This window comes from Sphingomonas sp. UYAg733, from assembly GCF_054057355.1.
The window spans coordinates 1-12,937 of record NZ_JBSRZE010000017.1 but is presented as its reverse complement, the minus strand read 5'-3'; the positions used below and the strand labels follow the sequence as shown (position 1 = coordinate 12,937).

Genomic DNA, 12,937 nt, shown 5'->3' with positions numbered 1-12,937 from the left:
GCAGGAGGGGCTGATGGTTCAACGAGTTAAGTCAGAAGCGAGTGGTTTGAACATTAGAATTCATCCACATTCGCCGGAGCGATACAGAGAGTTATTCAAAACGGCGTTTGCTCTTAAGAAGATAGTTAATATCAGGGGAGATCGCGCGGGTATGGTAACCTCGCTATCTCGCATCAATCCTAAAGATGATTTCATAAGGGGTGTAATAACTACATTTCTTGAAATAGATCTTGATGGAAATTGGCTAAATACAGAAACGCTTGAGGTCGCATCGGAAAACGATGTTGAAAGTGTGAGGATCCCGGAAAATTTACGTCCCAATATGATGAGTTTCTACTTTAGATTCGATGTTCAGAATCATGAGCTCATATTTGAGAATTACAGTAATGGTAAGAGGCTTACGCATAATTCGGCACTAATCTTTTTTAAGGAGCTGTTCACTCGTAAAAAGATCATTAAAGATTTCGGTGACGTAAAAGTAACAATCTTACAATCTCGGGGGAGTGTGGACCGGGTGTTTTCTATACCCCGGATAACAAGCCTTGAAGTCTATATTGAACGTCCCAATGCCGATATATGGGAGGGTGAATTTGAGGAATTGGCAGAGGAGCATCTAGAAGAGAAGGGCGCTCGCAGCATGACGGTCATATATAAGGCTGAGAGCGGTGGTCAAATTGTTAGAGATGATGATTTGAGTGCCTTGGTCAGGACGAGCGTGCGAAACGGCCGCACGATCGCAAGAGGCTATGGTCCTAATGGTCACGAAGTCGTGACAACTGATATGTATCCCAAGGTGATGCAGGATCGATTCAATCCGGAAGATATGAGTGATAACCAAATGTTTGAGCAATTGGCAGAAAGATTCAGAAGGCGGTAGTTTTTTTGGAACAATATCGTGCCCTGTATAATACTATTAAAACTTACTGGCGTGAGTATGGCGGCTGGTATGATTGGGCTTCATCGCCATTCTTTCATATTAGTTTAGCAATTAGCGTTGCAAATTTACTGGAAGTGATCTCCATTAATTGGAGATCTCTGGCAAGAGAATCACTGCCGACAATCCTGGGGTTTAGCTTGGCTGCTTATACAATTACATTTACGCTAATGGGCAGCACCCTTCATACTGCTTTACGCTCGGCGATAAATGAAAAACGGGGGATATCGCTGCATAAGATGGTAAATGTCACTTTCTTTCATGTGGTATTTTTTCAAATCTTGGCACTTCTATTCTCAATAATCACCAGCGGAGACTTCATATACAGGAATTTGACTACTATTAGCTTCTACAGGTCGAGCTTTATTTTTCTTGCGAAATTTATTGTGTCGCTGTCAAATTTTGTAGGTTGTTTTCTCGTCGTTTATGCGGTGTGTTTGTTATTATCGATTGCCATAGCGATGCTCAGGCTGGGCCGCTTGTCGGGTTCGGCATCAGCTGTTGCGGCTTCGCCACAACCTGTCGCAGAGGCCAGTACACAGACTCCTGTGGTGCTCCAACTGCCCGATCACCCCGGTATCCGCGAGACCATTTTAAAACTGATAAGGCGGGCCCTGCGCCTCCCGGCTTAACTATGCAGCGCTTTTTCGATTACGGCGAAAAGTCCAATGACCTTAAGTTGGAGCGAAGCGCGCACCTTGAGCTGCGGCGTACCTATGGCGACCGCTCTCGATTTGGGTGATGCGCTGCTCGGAATCGAACCCAGATTGAACCGGTGCAAACGGCGCGTCCTACCTTTAGACGACAGCCCTCACGATATAATGGCGGTATCGATGTCTTCAAGGCACCCGCTTCTTTAGCTTCCGGGCATCGTTATGCCGGTGCGTACGCGTGGGACCTCCACGATAACATCCTGGCAGATTAGCCGACCGGGTAGCCCGCCGCTATTGTAACTAAGCTGCTAGTGCCTCATCGATCATTGCGACAAAATCGGTAGTGTCAGCAAAATAGTTCCTGAAAGTTACTCTCATATTATCGAAAGAATCAGCTCTGACGAGTACGACGTCAGCTTGGCTGGCAAATTTTTCTTCCAGCGCATTATAGCGATCAATCGCCCTAAAAATATTGTCGTAAGAGTATATCTCCAGGTCGTTATAGTTTTCATCCCCAGACTGGACATAAGGAAAAACAAGAACATTGTTCTTTCGGAAATCAATGTCTACAACTTTGGTGTTAACTCTACGAAATAGATCAACAATGCGAGTCCGCAATTCGTACGCTTGAAATTTATCTTTTAGCTCACGAAGGGAAAGATTGGGAAGGCAGGATTTACTTCCTTCAAAATGACGAGCGATAAGCTCGCTCGCTGCTTTAAATTGCTCAATTAGCTCCGGGCTTCCTTGACCAAACTTTGGTTTATTCAACGTGAGTAGCCCGGCGACTTCTACCGCCGTCGACCAAGAGTGTTGTGCATAAGTTCTAAATTGAATCTCTACAAGAAGGCCATTCCACGTTTTTCCACCTTCAGATCGCACATCATACTCATATACTTCATGTATTCCGCGATATCCGTCTCCTTTTGGGTATACTAAATAGTTCCAGCGCTTGTCGTCGTCACCCCCTCTTCTTCTATGATTGAATCTGGCGCCATGAAAAGACTGCCTAAATGAAAGAAGCTCCTCAATCGTCTCGAATATTATTCGACATCCTGCAATGTCGTGCATACGAGCTAGTTGCATATCAGGAAATCGGCCAAGCTTGTTTTCTATTGTGACTCGTCGTTTCAGTCTAGTGCCTACCGCTGCAGTGGTATCTCGGGAGCGGTTTCGTAGATTTGCCTGAAAAGTGTTTAAGATATATGCATGAGAAGCGCGCCAATTTTCCATCACTTCGATATCTTCTTGGGTTGGGCTCCCTTGGCTTATAGCGTGCCCAGCTATATTGACCCGATTCTTCGAGAATGCGGGAGATACCCAACTAACCATGATAAGAATCCAAGTTTAATAGTATTCTTTGCGAAGGTCGATCCATTGCTTCAGGGCTGATTCATATTTCTGGTAAAATAAATGTTCTTCATTTCCCGATAATGGATAGCGATCTATAGAAAAAGTTCGCCCTCGGATGACATCGAGGATTCTAATTTCCTCGGCAGGAATGTTTGGCAAAGCTTTTCCAAGAAGCCACAATCCTAACCGAGCGGCTTCCTCAGAAAGTTGTGGCGTAGGAGAGAAGTATGGATAGATGAAACGATCTTCGTTGCGAGCGTCTTTTACCGAGAGGACGTTGTCGATCTTGACGACCGTATCCAAGCCGGGAAACTCAAACTTTGCCTTAATGCTTTGAGCTTGCTCGAAGGGAACATTGGTCCAGCGCCTACGTTTTTCCCACCAGAGCAAAAAACCATCTCTCAGCTGCGGGTAAAGGTTTGCCCGGCCGCCATTGCTCTCCATGCGGGTCTTTGTTGTGTCTCGCAGGTCGGTCTTTTCGAAAACATGGTCCTTGGCGTCTTTCCAAAAGGGGCCGTAAAAATCCCCTCCACCAGCTAAACCCCCACCTTCTTTGGCAACGTCTTCGCGAATTTCGCTCCTCAAGGCGGAGGTACGTTTGTTGGGCTCAAGGTAAAGTATCTTTAAAAGCTTACGGAGGTGGATAATCTTCAACGACATTCTGCATCTCCGTGGGCATAGATGCTACAACATATGACGGTCGGAGGTAAGTGCCTTGCGCCCCAACATGGCGCGTTATGCGCGGCGGATTCCCTATCGGGTGGTGTGGCAGTTCCAAATTAGCGCTTGAATCTGTCGCCAACGTGTTGCGGCAGCTTGTTTAGCCCCTAAACTCGGGTTGCGACCAATTTTTACCTCTCCGTGATCGAATAGACGGAACTGCCACCTCCCCAAATCGCACCGCCGCCCGCAACAACCCAGCCCCCGCCCCACACCGTTGCCCGCCACCACCACATCTGCCACCCTCCATCACCAACTCACGGCCCATCGAACAACTCGGGGATCCGATCGTGACGGCACAGGCGCTCGCTCAGGCAAATGACCTTTTCCTGCATGTTCGCGTCATCATCAGCGTGATCCTCGGCCTGAGCATCGGCCGCCTGCTTCAGGGTCTGGCCGGTTTTATCGAGCATCCCGGCAAGCCCCGGGTCAGCGCGATCCATCTCGGTTGGGTGATCTGGGCGCTGCTCTCGGTCATCGGTTACTGGTGGTGGGAATTCAGCCTCAACCACATCACCGACTGGACCTTCGGCCGCTATCTGTTCATCTTCGCCTATGCGTCCTGCTATTTCCTCATCTGTGCGATGCTGTTCCCCGGCAATCTCGACGATTATGACGGGTATGCCGGCTATTTCCTCTCCCGGCGCAAATGGTTCTTTGGGCTGGTCGCGCTGAGCTTCGCGCTCGATATCGGCGATACATTGCTCAAAGGGGCCGCCTATGCGCACGCGCTCGGGCCGGTCTATATCGCCCGCGCCCTGCTTTCGATCGTCGCCTGCGCGTTCGGCGCCGCGATCGCCGCGCGCCGTTTCCAGATCGGCCTGGCCTATGTCGCGATCCTCGCGCAGCTCGCCTTCTTCTTCGCCTGGTACGATCGGCTTGGCTGAGCGGCGATTACCCCATGGCGCACGGTCAGCGCCACTCCGGCCGCACCCGGGAGATATCGCGGTTTAACGAGCCGCCTTACTCGATGTCCTCGTTGTCCAAACCTTGTGAGCGCCGATCGATCACTTCGTAATGCGTCGCGCGTGCATCGAAGCGCGAGAGCACCGCGCGAGCCTGATCGGGAACGTGGCTCCGCTCGGGATCCTCCCCGACAAAATCGACGATCGACTTCAAACTGTCGAACCACATGATGGTCTGGAACTCGAACTCATCCCCGCAATCGCGCTTCATCAGGTCGATGTGCTGGAATCCCTTGATCTTCATCCGCTCGATCCCGGGGATGACGATATTGCGCACGACATCCTCATAGGCGGCGGCGTTTTCCCGCGTCGTCCAGCCATGCCAGGTGCGACAGATCATCTGCTTGGTCCTTTCGTGCTCATGGCGAGAGAGATTTCAGTTACTTCAGCCACAATTGTGACGGTGAGTGACGGTGACACCCGCAACAATCCCCAAGTTGGTAGCCCACAATCTCAGCCATCACAAAGCTTCCGGAACCCTTTTCGCCGCCCGCCAGTTATCCCCGCTCCCAGCATGTAGGAGCGTACCCCATGACCGATACCAGCCACGACATCCGCACCCTCAACGGCCTGATCGCAACCACGCTCGACAGCGTGGACGGCTATACCGAGGCGGCAAAGGACGCGGAGAATAGCCGCTATGTCGAGATGTTCACCGCGCGCGCCGGCGAGCGCCGTCAGGTTGTCACCGCATTGCAGGGCGAAGTCTCGCGGCTCGGCGGCAACCCGGAGGATGACGGCACGATCCTGGCCGGTGCGCACCGCATGTTCCTCAACCTCAAGGCCGCCGTCACCGGCAATGACGACAAGGCGATCGTCAGCGAAGTCGAACGCGGCGAGGATCATATCAAGGCCAAGTTCGAGGACGCCCGCGCCGATAACGACCTGTCGCCGGAAACCCGCTCGGCGATCGACACCGCCTATGGTTCGGTACGTCAGGGCCATGACGAAATGCGCGACCTGAAGCATTCGCTGCAGGGTACCAACTAAGTTACGATCGGCCTGGATCGGCGGCATGGGTGTCCATCCATGCCGCCGGTCGGTGCCCTGTCGCCGCCCCGTTCGGCGTTGCTGAATCGACTCAGTCGATCCCCGAACCCAGCGACCACCGAATGACCGCTATTGCGTCTTCGTCGTCTCGTAGAAATTATCCGCGACCAGCGCCGCCTTGTTATAGGCCTCCCATGTCGGCCGCGCGGTCTCGACGGTGTAGCCGGTGGTCAGCGCACGTTCGTACATCGCCCAATAATTATACGCGCCCGCACACAGCGTACGGAGTTGCTCGTCGCCCGGGCCGGACAAGCGATAGGTCTGGTAATTGCTCACCGTGAAGTCGGCGCATGACGGCTTGTCGGCAAGCCAATTCTCTCCCTTGCCCGGCATCGCAACGGGCTCCGGCGTCGCGGGGGTTGCCGGTGCCGGCTTCTTTGCGGCCTCCGCCATCTCGGCGCGTGCCGACGCTTCCAGATCGTCCGCCGTCTTGCGCATGTCGTCGGCGGCGCTCCCCTCCATCATATTGGCCAGGTCGCGCATCTGTCGCGCGGCCTCGATCATCTGCTGATTGGTGTCTTGCGCATGGACTGGCGCGGTGCCGCACATGGCCGCGGCGACCGCGACGACAAGCATTTTCTTCATTCATATTCCCCCGGCTGACGTGGCCACGATAAGCGCATCGCCCTCTGCCGCAATCGGCCATTCGGGCGAGGCGCGTATCGCCCGGCTACGCCCGGTCGATCGATGTTCGGCACGCCGACAGATCAGGTCGCGGCTCCGTTTCGTCGGCGCTGCCGTTAGGGGAGCGGTGATTCAAATCTCCCGCCGGCGTCGTCACACCTGACCCGCGAAGCACGCATCGTACGCGATCGATGCCGCGCATCCCACCCGACCGTTTGAATCGAGCAGGCCGAATAAAGCAGATCATGATCAGCCCCGCCACTTCCCGATATTCCCGCAGCGCGCCCGTAATTTTCCCGTGGTGTCACACCGTTTTTCCCGCAGTTTTTCCCGTGGTTTCCCGCAGGACCGCCAAAAAAGCTTTTCCCGAAAAAATTCCCGTAACGACGGGAATCCGAACGACGCCAACGCCCACCGAATGCGCTGCCGCATCGCGGCGGATCATCCCGATTCAACCGCGTCCGCCGCGCCCGGGTCTCCGCCCCGGCTCTCCGTGCCGATTCAACATCTCCACCCCGCCGCTAAAGCCGCGCCTTGTCCTGCCGGATGAGCCGATCGGCCACGTTCGCGCATGGGGTTGCAGGAGGCACTGGTGCGCATACCATTCGAACACGACATGCCGGCCGATTTGATCGCGCCGATCGAGCCGACGGATCAGGCGGCAACGCAAACCGACACGCCGACGCAGGTCGAGGACCCGGTCGCCGACGAGCCGGTGGATACCGGGCCGATCGACATTGGGCCGGTCGACAGCGGGCCGGTCGACGCTCGATCAACCGATCAGCCGGACGAGGCGATCGCGCCGCCCATGAGGTCGCCCGCTACGCCCGACGCCGGCGCGGCACAGCGGCGCATCACGATGCAGCTCTATTCGCGGATGATGACCGACCTGAAGGTCCTGACCGGTGACGAACGCCTCGCGACCGACGCGGAGATCGACGAGGCGCTGAACCGCGCGGTGCGGGCGCTGGGTGTGTGGCAGCCGGCGCGTCGTGACGCAGTGTGGCGCAAGCCGGTGATCAATGAGCTAAATGGGGAAATCGCGCGACCGCAGTTGAGTGACGCAGCGGTATTTTCGAGCGATCGTCGGGCAGTATTGAACAAGTCATTCCTGGATGTCCGAACGCCTGTTGGTCAAATTGAATCCGACAGCCTGCTCGGCAGTCCGCCGATCCGTGCACTGGAGTCAGGCATCGACGGCCAATCTCCTGGAAATTCACGATACGGGAATGCAGCCGGTATCCATGCTCAGCTGGCGGGATCGGCAAAGGAGGTTGCTGATGTCAAGCTGGGGCCAAAAGACACGGCCTATCAAAACAACCTGATCCCGTTCGATAACGACATTGTCGAAAATCACCTTCTTCCTTCCGGACGAAGAAGGGCCGAGCTGGAAGGGTTATTTAAAGATAATAAGACGGACGATATCATATCGAAATATTTTCAAATAGTAATCGGTCGCGATTTCAGCCCGGAAAACCCACTCCGTAGGGAAGCGCAAAAGAATTTAATTGATAGCCTAAGGCTTCTTGTCCGAACCAGTGTCGGAAAGAGGATAATAATGAATATGGCTTATAAAGGAGTGAGACAGAAGATAATCCTGAGCACCATTGGAGAGACGCAGGCCATTTCTGGACAGGGGAGCGACATATTGTTCAACTTCCGACAGGCTGGAGAAGTTGGGGACATACCAGACGGAACAGATCCGATTTATCGTTTCTCTATAGCTCTCGCACATGAGCTGGGCCATTCCATTCTTGGATATTCGGATCCGGCAAAAATGGGAGGACGTCACGCTCCTCATATGGAAGTCTTTCGAAAATTGCCAAGGTCGACACAGAAGGGCATTCTCGATCGCGTAATTCCAAACGCGATGGGCGACAGCGTCAGGTATGTAGAGAATGCCATCAGGCACGAATTGGGTGTTGCTCCCAGGACCTCATATCTGAGAGAAAAAGAATGGAGGCCATACTATGAAGCATATAACAACGATATGTAACATTGGTGCAGCGTTAATCACCCTGTCTTTAATATCGTGCGCGGATTCGTCTAAATTGTCCGAACAAAAAATCGAAGAGTCCAATGCAAAATGCCCGGTACTATTCCAGTTTGACGAGAAGCAATATCTGGACTTGCGGAAGCCGTGGAATGCGGAAGAAGATGCCAGAAACCATATTCGTCGCGGAAAACGGCTGTTGATCCTGACCCCCAGCGACCTCGAAGGATTCAACGCACTGCACGATTATAAATACTCCAAGCTGTGGATGAGTATCGATAGAAATAGCGAAGAATATAAGAAGCAATGCAATGTCAAGATATCCGGCATCGGATCTGCGAAGGGAATACTCTACCAAATGGCGCGCCCGGACGAGTATGTTTGCCGGGATCAGGACGAGAATATGAAAAAATATTCCGAGCAGTATAATAACTACGTGCTTGAGGACATTGCCAATGACCCGAAATGTCGCGCTTTGTTGCGCCAGTGAATGCCGCTCTCCGGTCCTGGCGCATCCCAATGGCGCCTGCTTACCGGCCCCAGTATCTTGAGCGGTGGCGGCTGGCGGCCGCCGATGTGCTACCGCGTCCGGTCCAGATCACCGCGAGGACAGCCGTTCTTTCGCCGTACGGGACTACACCGCGCTACGACCCCGCCCGGCAACCGCACCGCATAGCCTCCGGCGAACCGCGCGTCCGGCCACAGATAATCGGTCGAGACATATTGCGCGCCGCTGGCCAGCGCTGCCTCGCGCCGCCGCGTGTCGTTGACGCGCGCTTCCTTGGTGTCGGCATCGGCGCGGGTGCGCACCAGGTAACCCGCCGCGACGTCGCGCGCGATGCGTGCGCCTTCCGCGATCGAGTCGTTGATCGTCAGATAGGCGGCGGCGGGCGATTCCTCGTCGGTGTTGATGAAGAACACCCGGCCTTCGAGCGACCTCCGCGCGCCGCGATACGCCGCGACCTTGGCCGGCGTTTCGTCCAGCGCGAACAGGAACTTGCCGCGCGCATTGTCCAATGTCGGCCAGTTGTTCGCGCGCACCGCGTCACGCAGCGTCGGATATCTGCCCTGCACCTGGTCGGGCACGATCAGCTTGGCCGGCGGCAGCACCGCGCGGATTTCGGCATCGAGCGCGTCCCACGCCGCCGCGTCGAACGGCAGCGCATCGACCCCGCCGCGCGCCGCGAGCTGTTCGTCCTTGGCATTGAACAGCAACAGGATCGGCACGTGCCGGGGGTGCGCGTCCGACCAGCGCTTAAGGATCGTCAGGCACTCGGTCAGCAGCACGCAGCTGCTCGAATTGTCGATGCCGGGCACGTGCAGCACCTTGAATCCGGGACGTCGCAAGACGGGATCGGCCGAGCCCCTGGCGTAATGGCCGCCCTTCGGATCGTAATTGACGTCGATCTCGATCTGCCGCGCGCCAGCGTCGAGCTGCTCGGTCAGCGGGCGATGCGCGTAATCGAGCGACTCCGCGATCGCCGGATCGACCGCGCGGACCATCGCCATGGTCCTGGCCGGCATCGCCAGCTTGTAGCTGTTATGCGTGCCGACGACGCTGATGTCGTTCGACCGCAACGGCCCCTTGCGGATGGCGACGGGGGCGGGAGCGGCTGGGGTCGTAGCGGCCTGCGCCGCACCCGTCGCAAGCCCCGTCGCAAGCAATGCCATCAGGGACAGAATCATCCGCTCTCTCCGCCGATCGGGTCAGTGCTGGATAACTGCCCCTTTACAGCGGGACGAGCAACAGGCGCGACCAACGCCGTGACGGCGGAGCAGCAACAGCTCGGCCTGGTCCTGACTGGCGGGACGCTGCGCCCCGTCGCCGGCACCTATACCGTGCCCGGCCTCGATTCGGTACGCTCGGATATCCGCCAGACATTGATCGCGGACGCCCAGGACCAGGTCGTGCAGACCATTGGTCAGGCGGGCGGTCAGGCGGGATTTGGCTCGCCCGCTCCTGTGGTGCGACGAGCCTGGCACTTTGCCGGAACAGCCGCGCGCGCCGCCCGTTGAGACAACAATCTCGAACGATCCGGAGCCCGACCATGGCCGCCAAACCTCGCACCCCTACACGTGCCGCAGCAAAGGCCCCGCGCAAGCCCGCCCCGCGCAAGCCCGTATCGCCGCGCGGATCGGCGCTCAATACGTCGACGATATTGTCGGTCGGCGCCGCCGTGCTGACCGTCGGCGCGGCGGTTGCCGGCTGGCTGGCCCGGCGTCAGATCGCCGCCTGGGCCGCGCCCGGCTCGGCCGAGCATGAAGCACCCGACCTTGCGCTCGATCGACCCCGGCCGAATGGCGAAGACCGCGCGCCGGTCGCTTTCCGCCCCGACATGGACGCCCCAATGTCCCCTGCCGAACGCGAGGCGCTACGTCCCGCGCCGAGCCCGGTCGAGGACCGCGGAGGGATGAATTCGCAAACCGGCGCGGCGAACTGACGGGAACGCCTTCCCATGTACGACCCGCCGGTCGCGCCTAATATGAACGCCCCCGCAACGAATTCCAATTCCGTGCATTACGCCTTCATAACAACGGGAGAGACGAAATGCGCGCACTTACCCTCGGCCTGGTTGCGGTGGCTGCCACATTGGTATCCGGCTGCGAAACCTATGGTGATGGCGGGGCCGACCCCCGCTATTCCAGCTACAGCCAGTACGACTATAACCGCCCCGATCCGTCCTATAACGGCTATGACGCCGGGCGCTATTATCGCGAGGACAATCGCCGCTATCGCGAACGCCGCCTGACCCGCAACGACCGTGTCTATCGCGGTCAGGATGGCCGTTATTATTGCCGCCGCAACGATGGCACGACCGGCCTGATCGTCGGCGGCGTCGCCGGAGGCGTGCTCGGCAACGTGATCGCGCCAGGTGGTTCGGAAGTGCTCGGCACCGTGCTTGGCGCGATCGGCGGCGCGATCGCCGGCAAGGCGATCGACAAGAACGGCAGCAACGCCCGTTGCCGCTGAGAAAGTACTAGCCGCGTTCTGACCCCTCGCCCCGTCCCGTAATATTCGCAGGACGGGGCAGGGCAGGAATGCGGTTATGAGCGATCGTTTGGCAAGCGCTGACAGCGGATCGCGGATCGCTCGCTGTCGGCCCCGAACCCCCCGCGCTGAAAGGGGAGGGGCTAAGAAGAACTTCGCCGCATCACCCTCTTCAATATGCGTCCGAGCACGACCAGCGCCGCCACCGCGCCGCCCGATATTCCCACCGCGATCACCACCGCCGCGATCGGATTGGCCAGTGCGAGGACCAGCAGCCCGCCGGTTGCGACATCCTCGCCGGTCGATACGACGATGTTGCTCACCGGTTCCGGGCTGGCGTTGACCAACGCGCGCGTGCCCGCCTTGGCGCTGTGCGTGAGCAGCGACGCGCCGCCGCCTAGCAGCACCGCAATCACTTGCCATTCGGGCTTGCTCGGGTCGACGATCGCCAGCGCGAGCATCGCACCGCCGACCGGCCGCACCAGCGTGTGCACCGCGTCCCAAGCGCTGTCGATCCACATCACCTTGTCGGCGGCGAACTCGATCACCGCCAGCAAGCCCGCGACGCCGAGCACCCAGGGATTTGCCAGCACGTCGAGCTGCATCAAATGACCCGGCAGCGCGACCCATCCACTGCGCATCGCCACGCCGACCGCGAACACGCACAGATACAGCCGCCACCCGGCGAGCAAGCTGACGCTCGCCGCCACGCCGAGGATTTCGATGATGCTCATGCGGGGCTCATGCCGCCGCCGCCTTGCGCGCGATCTGGCGATCGACCCGGCGCAGGAACAGTCGCTGCCAGATCGGGATGGTCAGCAACCCCATCTGGCTGAAGCGCGGGTCGATGAACGCGATCAGCAGCGCACACAGCGCGCCGAAGATCACCGTCCCGCTACGCGCCCGGACATAAGCGATCACCTCCGGCGAGGCATCGGTCGCGACGACCGGCGCGGAGGTCACGATGAACATCAACCGCCGGTTGAGCAGCCCGGTCAGCAACAAGGTCGCCGCATAGAGCGCGGAGGGCACCAGCGTACCGGTATTGGCGCTCATGAACGCGGTCGCGAACGGCATGAAGACGATCGTGCACAACACCATCAGGTTGGCGCCGACCAGCCGCTCCGAATAATGCGCGGCGAGCCCGAACATGCGATGATGCGCCGCCCAGAAGGCCCCGATCACGAAGAAGCTGACCACGAAGCCGAAGAAGTTCGGCATCAGATGCCAGAGCGCCTCGAGATAGGCTTGATCCGTTGAGCCGTACGGCAGGTCGGGGACATGCACTTCGATGATCAGCAGCGTGATGGCGATCGCGAACACCGCGTCGGAGAAGAAGATCAGCCGTTCGAGCGAATGCTCGGGGCCGCTCGGCCGGTCGCCCTTTGCACGTGTGGTCATGATCGGCTTTTTCCCCCGGGAGCGTCGCTCGCATTACTTAACCGGGGCGGGACAGGGTGCAAGCGGTCAAGCTAATCCTCCCCGGAACGGGGAGGGGGACCGCGCGCTCCTTCAGCGTGTGGTGGAGGGGGCGTGCCAAGCAGCGTCACGATGCCGGCCCACCCCCTTGTATCTAGACGAGCACGGCTCGTTTCTGCTGGAAGCGACTGAGCGCCGGGGTGGGTGGCCACCCACCCCGGCGCGGCGGCGATGTCG

General features: G+C 57.8%; 16 protein-coding genes. 9 read left to right on the top strand and 7 right to left on the bottom strand.

Going from position 1 to position 12,937, the window contains the following annotated elements:
- The first annotated feature begins 13 nt into the window (after positions 1 to 13).
- Positions 14 to 877 (top strand): DUF4747 family protein, encoded by an 864-nt coding sequence (locus tag ACVWZA_RS18865; RefSeq protein ID WP_457312904.1) that lies wholly within the window; start codon positions 14 to 16, stop codon positions 875 to 877.
- Positions 878 to 882: 5 nt separating this feature from the next.
- The gene (locus ACVWZA_RS18860) at positions 883 to 1,566 is read left to right on the top strand and encodes a hypothetical protein (protein ID WP_457312903.1); all 684 of its coding nucleotides are present in this window, start codon (positions 883 to 885) and stop codon (positions 1,564 to 1,566) included.
- Between the two features lie 321 nt (positions 1,567 to 1,887).
- Here the strand turns inward: ACVWZA_RS18860 and ACVWZA_RS18855 are convergent, their stop codons facing one another.
- A complete protein-coding gene (locus ACVWZA_RS18855; RefSeq protein ID WP_457312902.1) occupies positions 1,888 to 2,919 on the bottom strand; it encodes a RelA/SpoT domain-containing protein in 1,032 nt (343 codons plus the stop codon).
- 15 nt (positions 2,920 to 2,934) lie between these two features.
- Positions 2,935 to 3,600, bottom strand: coding sequence for a hypothetical protein (locus ACVWZA_RS18850; protein ID WP_457312901.1), 666 nt, complete (start codon positions 3,598 to 3,600; stop codon positions 2,935 to 2,937).
- A 350-nt stretch (positions 3,601 to 3,950) separates the two neighbouring features.
- Between ACVWZA_RS18850 and ACVWZA_RS18845 the strand changes: the two genes are divergently transcribed.
- Positions 3,951 to 4,547, top strand: a complete 597-nt coding sequence (locus ACVWZA_RS18845; protein WP_457312899.1) for a hypothetical protein — start codon at positions 3,951 to 3,953, stop codon at positions 4,545 to 4,547.
- A gap of 76 nt (positions 4,548 to 4,623) precedes the next feature.
- Here the strand turns inward: ACVWZA_RS18845 and ACVWZA_RS18840 are convergent, their stop codons facing one another.
- Positions 4,624 to 4,965 (bottom strand): hypothetical protein, encoded by a 342-nt coding sequence (locus ACVWZA_RS18840; RefSeq protein ID WP_457312898.1) that lies wholly within the window; start codon positions 4,963 to 4,965, stop codon positions 4,624 to 4,626.
- A gap of 191 nt (positions 4,966 to 5,156) precedes the next feature.
- Here ACVWZA_RS18840 and ACVWZA_RS18835 point away from each other — a divergent pair, with 191 nt between their 5' ends.
- Positions 5,157 to 5,615 (top strand): PA2169 family four-helix-bundle protein, encoded by a 459-nt coding sequence (locus tag ACVWZA_RS18835; protein ID WP_457312897.1) that lies wholly within the window; start codon positions 5,157 to 5,159, stop codon positions 5,613 to 5,615.
- 129 nt (positions 5,616 to 5,744) lie between these two features.
- Here the strand turns inward: ACVWZA_RS18835 and ACVWZA_RS18830 are convergent, their stop codons facing one another.
- Positions 5,745 to 6,260, bottom strand: a complete 516-nt coding sequence (locus ACVWZA_RS18830) for a hypothetical protein (protein WP_457312896.1) — start codon at positions 6,258 to 6,260, stop codon at positions 5,745 to 5,747.
- 631 nt (positions 6,261 to 6,891) lie between these two features.
- On the opposite strand from ACVWZA_RS18830, the gene ACVWZA_RS18825 reads away from it, so the two are divergent.
- Complete coding sequence (locus ACVWZA_RS18825; protein ID WP_457312895.1) at positions 6,892 to 8,295, top strand: hypothetical protein; 1,404 nt, start codon at positions 6,892 to 6,894, stop codon at positions 8,293 to 8,295.
- A complete protein-coding gene (locus ACVWZA_RS18820) occupies positions 8,270 to 8,782 on the top strand; it encodes a hypothetical protein (RefSeq protein WP_457312894.1) in 513 nt (170 codons plus the stop codon). The genes ACVWZA_RS18825 and ACVWZA_RS18820 overlap by 26 nt, the downstream gene beginning before the upstream one ends.
- Positions 8,783 to 8,871: 89 nt before the next feature.
- On the opposite strand, the gene ACVWZA_RS18815 is transcribed toward ACVWZA_RS18820, so the two are convergent.
- Positions 8,872 to 9,978 carry a phosphatidylinositol-specific phospholipase C1-like protein gene (locus tag ACVWZA_RS18815; protein ID WP_457312893.1) on the bottom strand — a complete coding sequence of 369 codons (1,107 nt, stop codon included), beginning with the start codon at positions 9,976 to 9,978 and terminating at the stop codon, positions 8,872 to 8,874.
- 78 nt (positions 9,979 to 10,056) lie between these two features.
- On the opposite strand from ACVWZA_RS18815, the gene ACVWZA_RS18810 reads away from it, so the two are divergent.
- The 3 genes from ACVWZA_RS18810 to ACVWZA_RS18800 all read left to right on the top strand — a co-directional run bounded on the left by ACVWZA_RS18810 (position 10,057) and on the right by ACVWZA_RS18800 (position 11,263).
- Positions 10,057 to 10,308 carry a hypothetical protein gene (locus ACVWZA_RS18810; protein ID WP_457312892.1) on the top strand — a complete coding sequence of 84 codons (252 nt, stop codon included), beginning with the start codon at positions 10,057 to 10,059 and terminating at the stop codon, positions 10,306 to 10,308.
- Between the two features lie 32 nt (positions 10,309 to 10,340).
- Positions 10,341 to 10,733 carry a hypothetical protein gene (locus ACVWZA_RS18805; RefSeq protein WP_457312891.1) on the top strand — a complete coding sequence of 131 codons (393 nt, stop codon included), beginning with the start codon at positions 10,341 to 10,343 and terminating at the stop codon, positions 10,731 to 10,733.
- A gap of 107 nt (positions 10,734 to 10,840) precedes the next feature.
- A complete protein-coding gene (locus tag ACVWZA_RS18800; protein WP_457312890.1) occupies positions 10,841 to 11,263 on the top strand; it encodes a glycine zipper 2TM domain-containing protein in 423 nt (140 codons plus the stop codon).
- Positions 11,264 to 11,424: 161 nt separating this feature from the next.
- On the opposite strand, the gene ACVWZA_RS18795 is transcribed toward ACVWZA_RS18800, so the two are convergent.
- Together ACVWZA_RS18795 and ACVWZA_RS18790 are read right to left on the bottom strand one after the other, a co-directional pair.
- Positions 11,425 to 12,015, bottom strand: a complete 591-nt coding sequence (locus tag ACVWZA_RS18795) for a DUF4126 domain-containing protein (RefSeq protein WP_457312888.1) — start codon at positions 12,013 to 12,015, stop codon at positions 11,425 to 11,427.
- A 7-nt stretch (positions 12,016 to 12,022) separates the two neighbouring features.
- Positions 12,023 to 12,682, bottom strand: coding sequence for a TMEM175 family protein (locus tag ACVWZA_RS18790; RefSeq protein ID WP_457312887.1), 660 nt, complete (start codon positions 12,680 to 12,682; stop codon positions 12,023 to 12,025).
- Positions 12,683 to 12,937 lie beyond the last annotated feature (255 nt).

Bases quoted from the DNA above. Each gene is read 5' to 3' on its own strand.
- ACVWZA_RS18865 (WP_457312904.1), top strand. From the start codon at position 14: ATGGTTCAACGAGTTAAGTCAGAAGCGAGTGGTTTGAACATTAGAATT.
- ACVWZA_RS18855 (WP_457312902.1), bottom strand. From the start codon at position 2,919: ATGGTTAGTTGGGTATCTCCCGCATTCTCGAAGAATCGGGTCAATATA.
- ACVWZA_RS18850 (WP_457312901.1), bottom strand. From the start codon at position 3,600: ATGTCGTTGAAGATTATCCACCTCCGTAAGCTTTTAAAGATACTTTAC.
- ACVWZA_RS18840 (WP_457312898.1), bottom strand. From the start codon at position 4,965: ATGATCTGTCGCACCTGGCATGGCTGGACGACGCGGGAAAACGCCGCC.
- ACVWZA_RS18835 (WP_457312897.1), top strand. From the start codon at position 5,157: ATGACCGATACCAGCCACGACATCCGCACCCTCAACGGCCTGATCGCA.
- ACVWZA_RS18830 (WP_457312896.1), bottom strand. From the start codon at position 6,260: ATGAAGAAAATGCTTGTCGTCGCGGTCGCCGCGGCCATGTGCGGCACC.
- ACVWZA_RS18820 (WP_457312894.1), top strand. From the start codon at position 8,270: ATGAAGCATATAACAACGATATGTAACATTGGTGCAGCGTTAATCACC.
- ACVWZA_RS18815 (WP_457312893.1), bottom strand. From the start codon at position 9,978: ATGATTCTGTCCCTGATGGCATTGCTTGCGACGGGGCTTGCGACGGGT.
- ACVWZA_RS18805 (WP_457312891.1), top strand. From the start codon at position 10,341: ATGGCCGCCAAACCTCGCACCCCTACACGTGCCGCAGCAAAGGCCCCG.
- ACVWZA_RS18800 (WP_457312890.1), top strand. From the start codon at position 10,841: ATGCGCGCACTTACCCTCGGCCTGGTTGCGGTGGCTGCCACATTGGTA.
- ACVWZA_RS18795 (WP_457312888.1), bottom strand. From the start codon at position 12,015: ATGAGCATCATCGAAATCCTCGGCGTGGCGGCGAGCGTCAGCTTGCTC.
- ACVWZA_RS18790 (WP_457312887.1), bottom strand. From the start codon at position 12,682: ATGACCACACGTGCAAAGGGCGACCGGCCGAGCGGCCCCGAGCATTCG.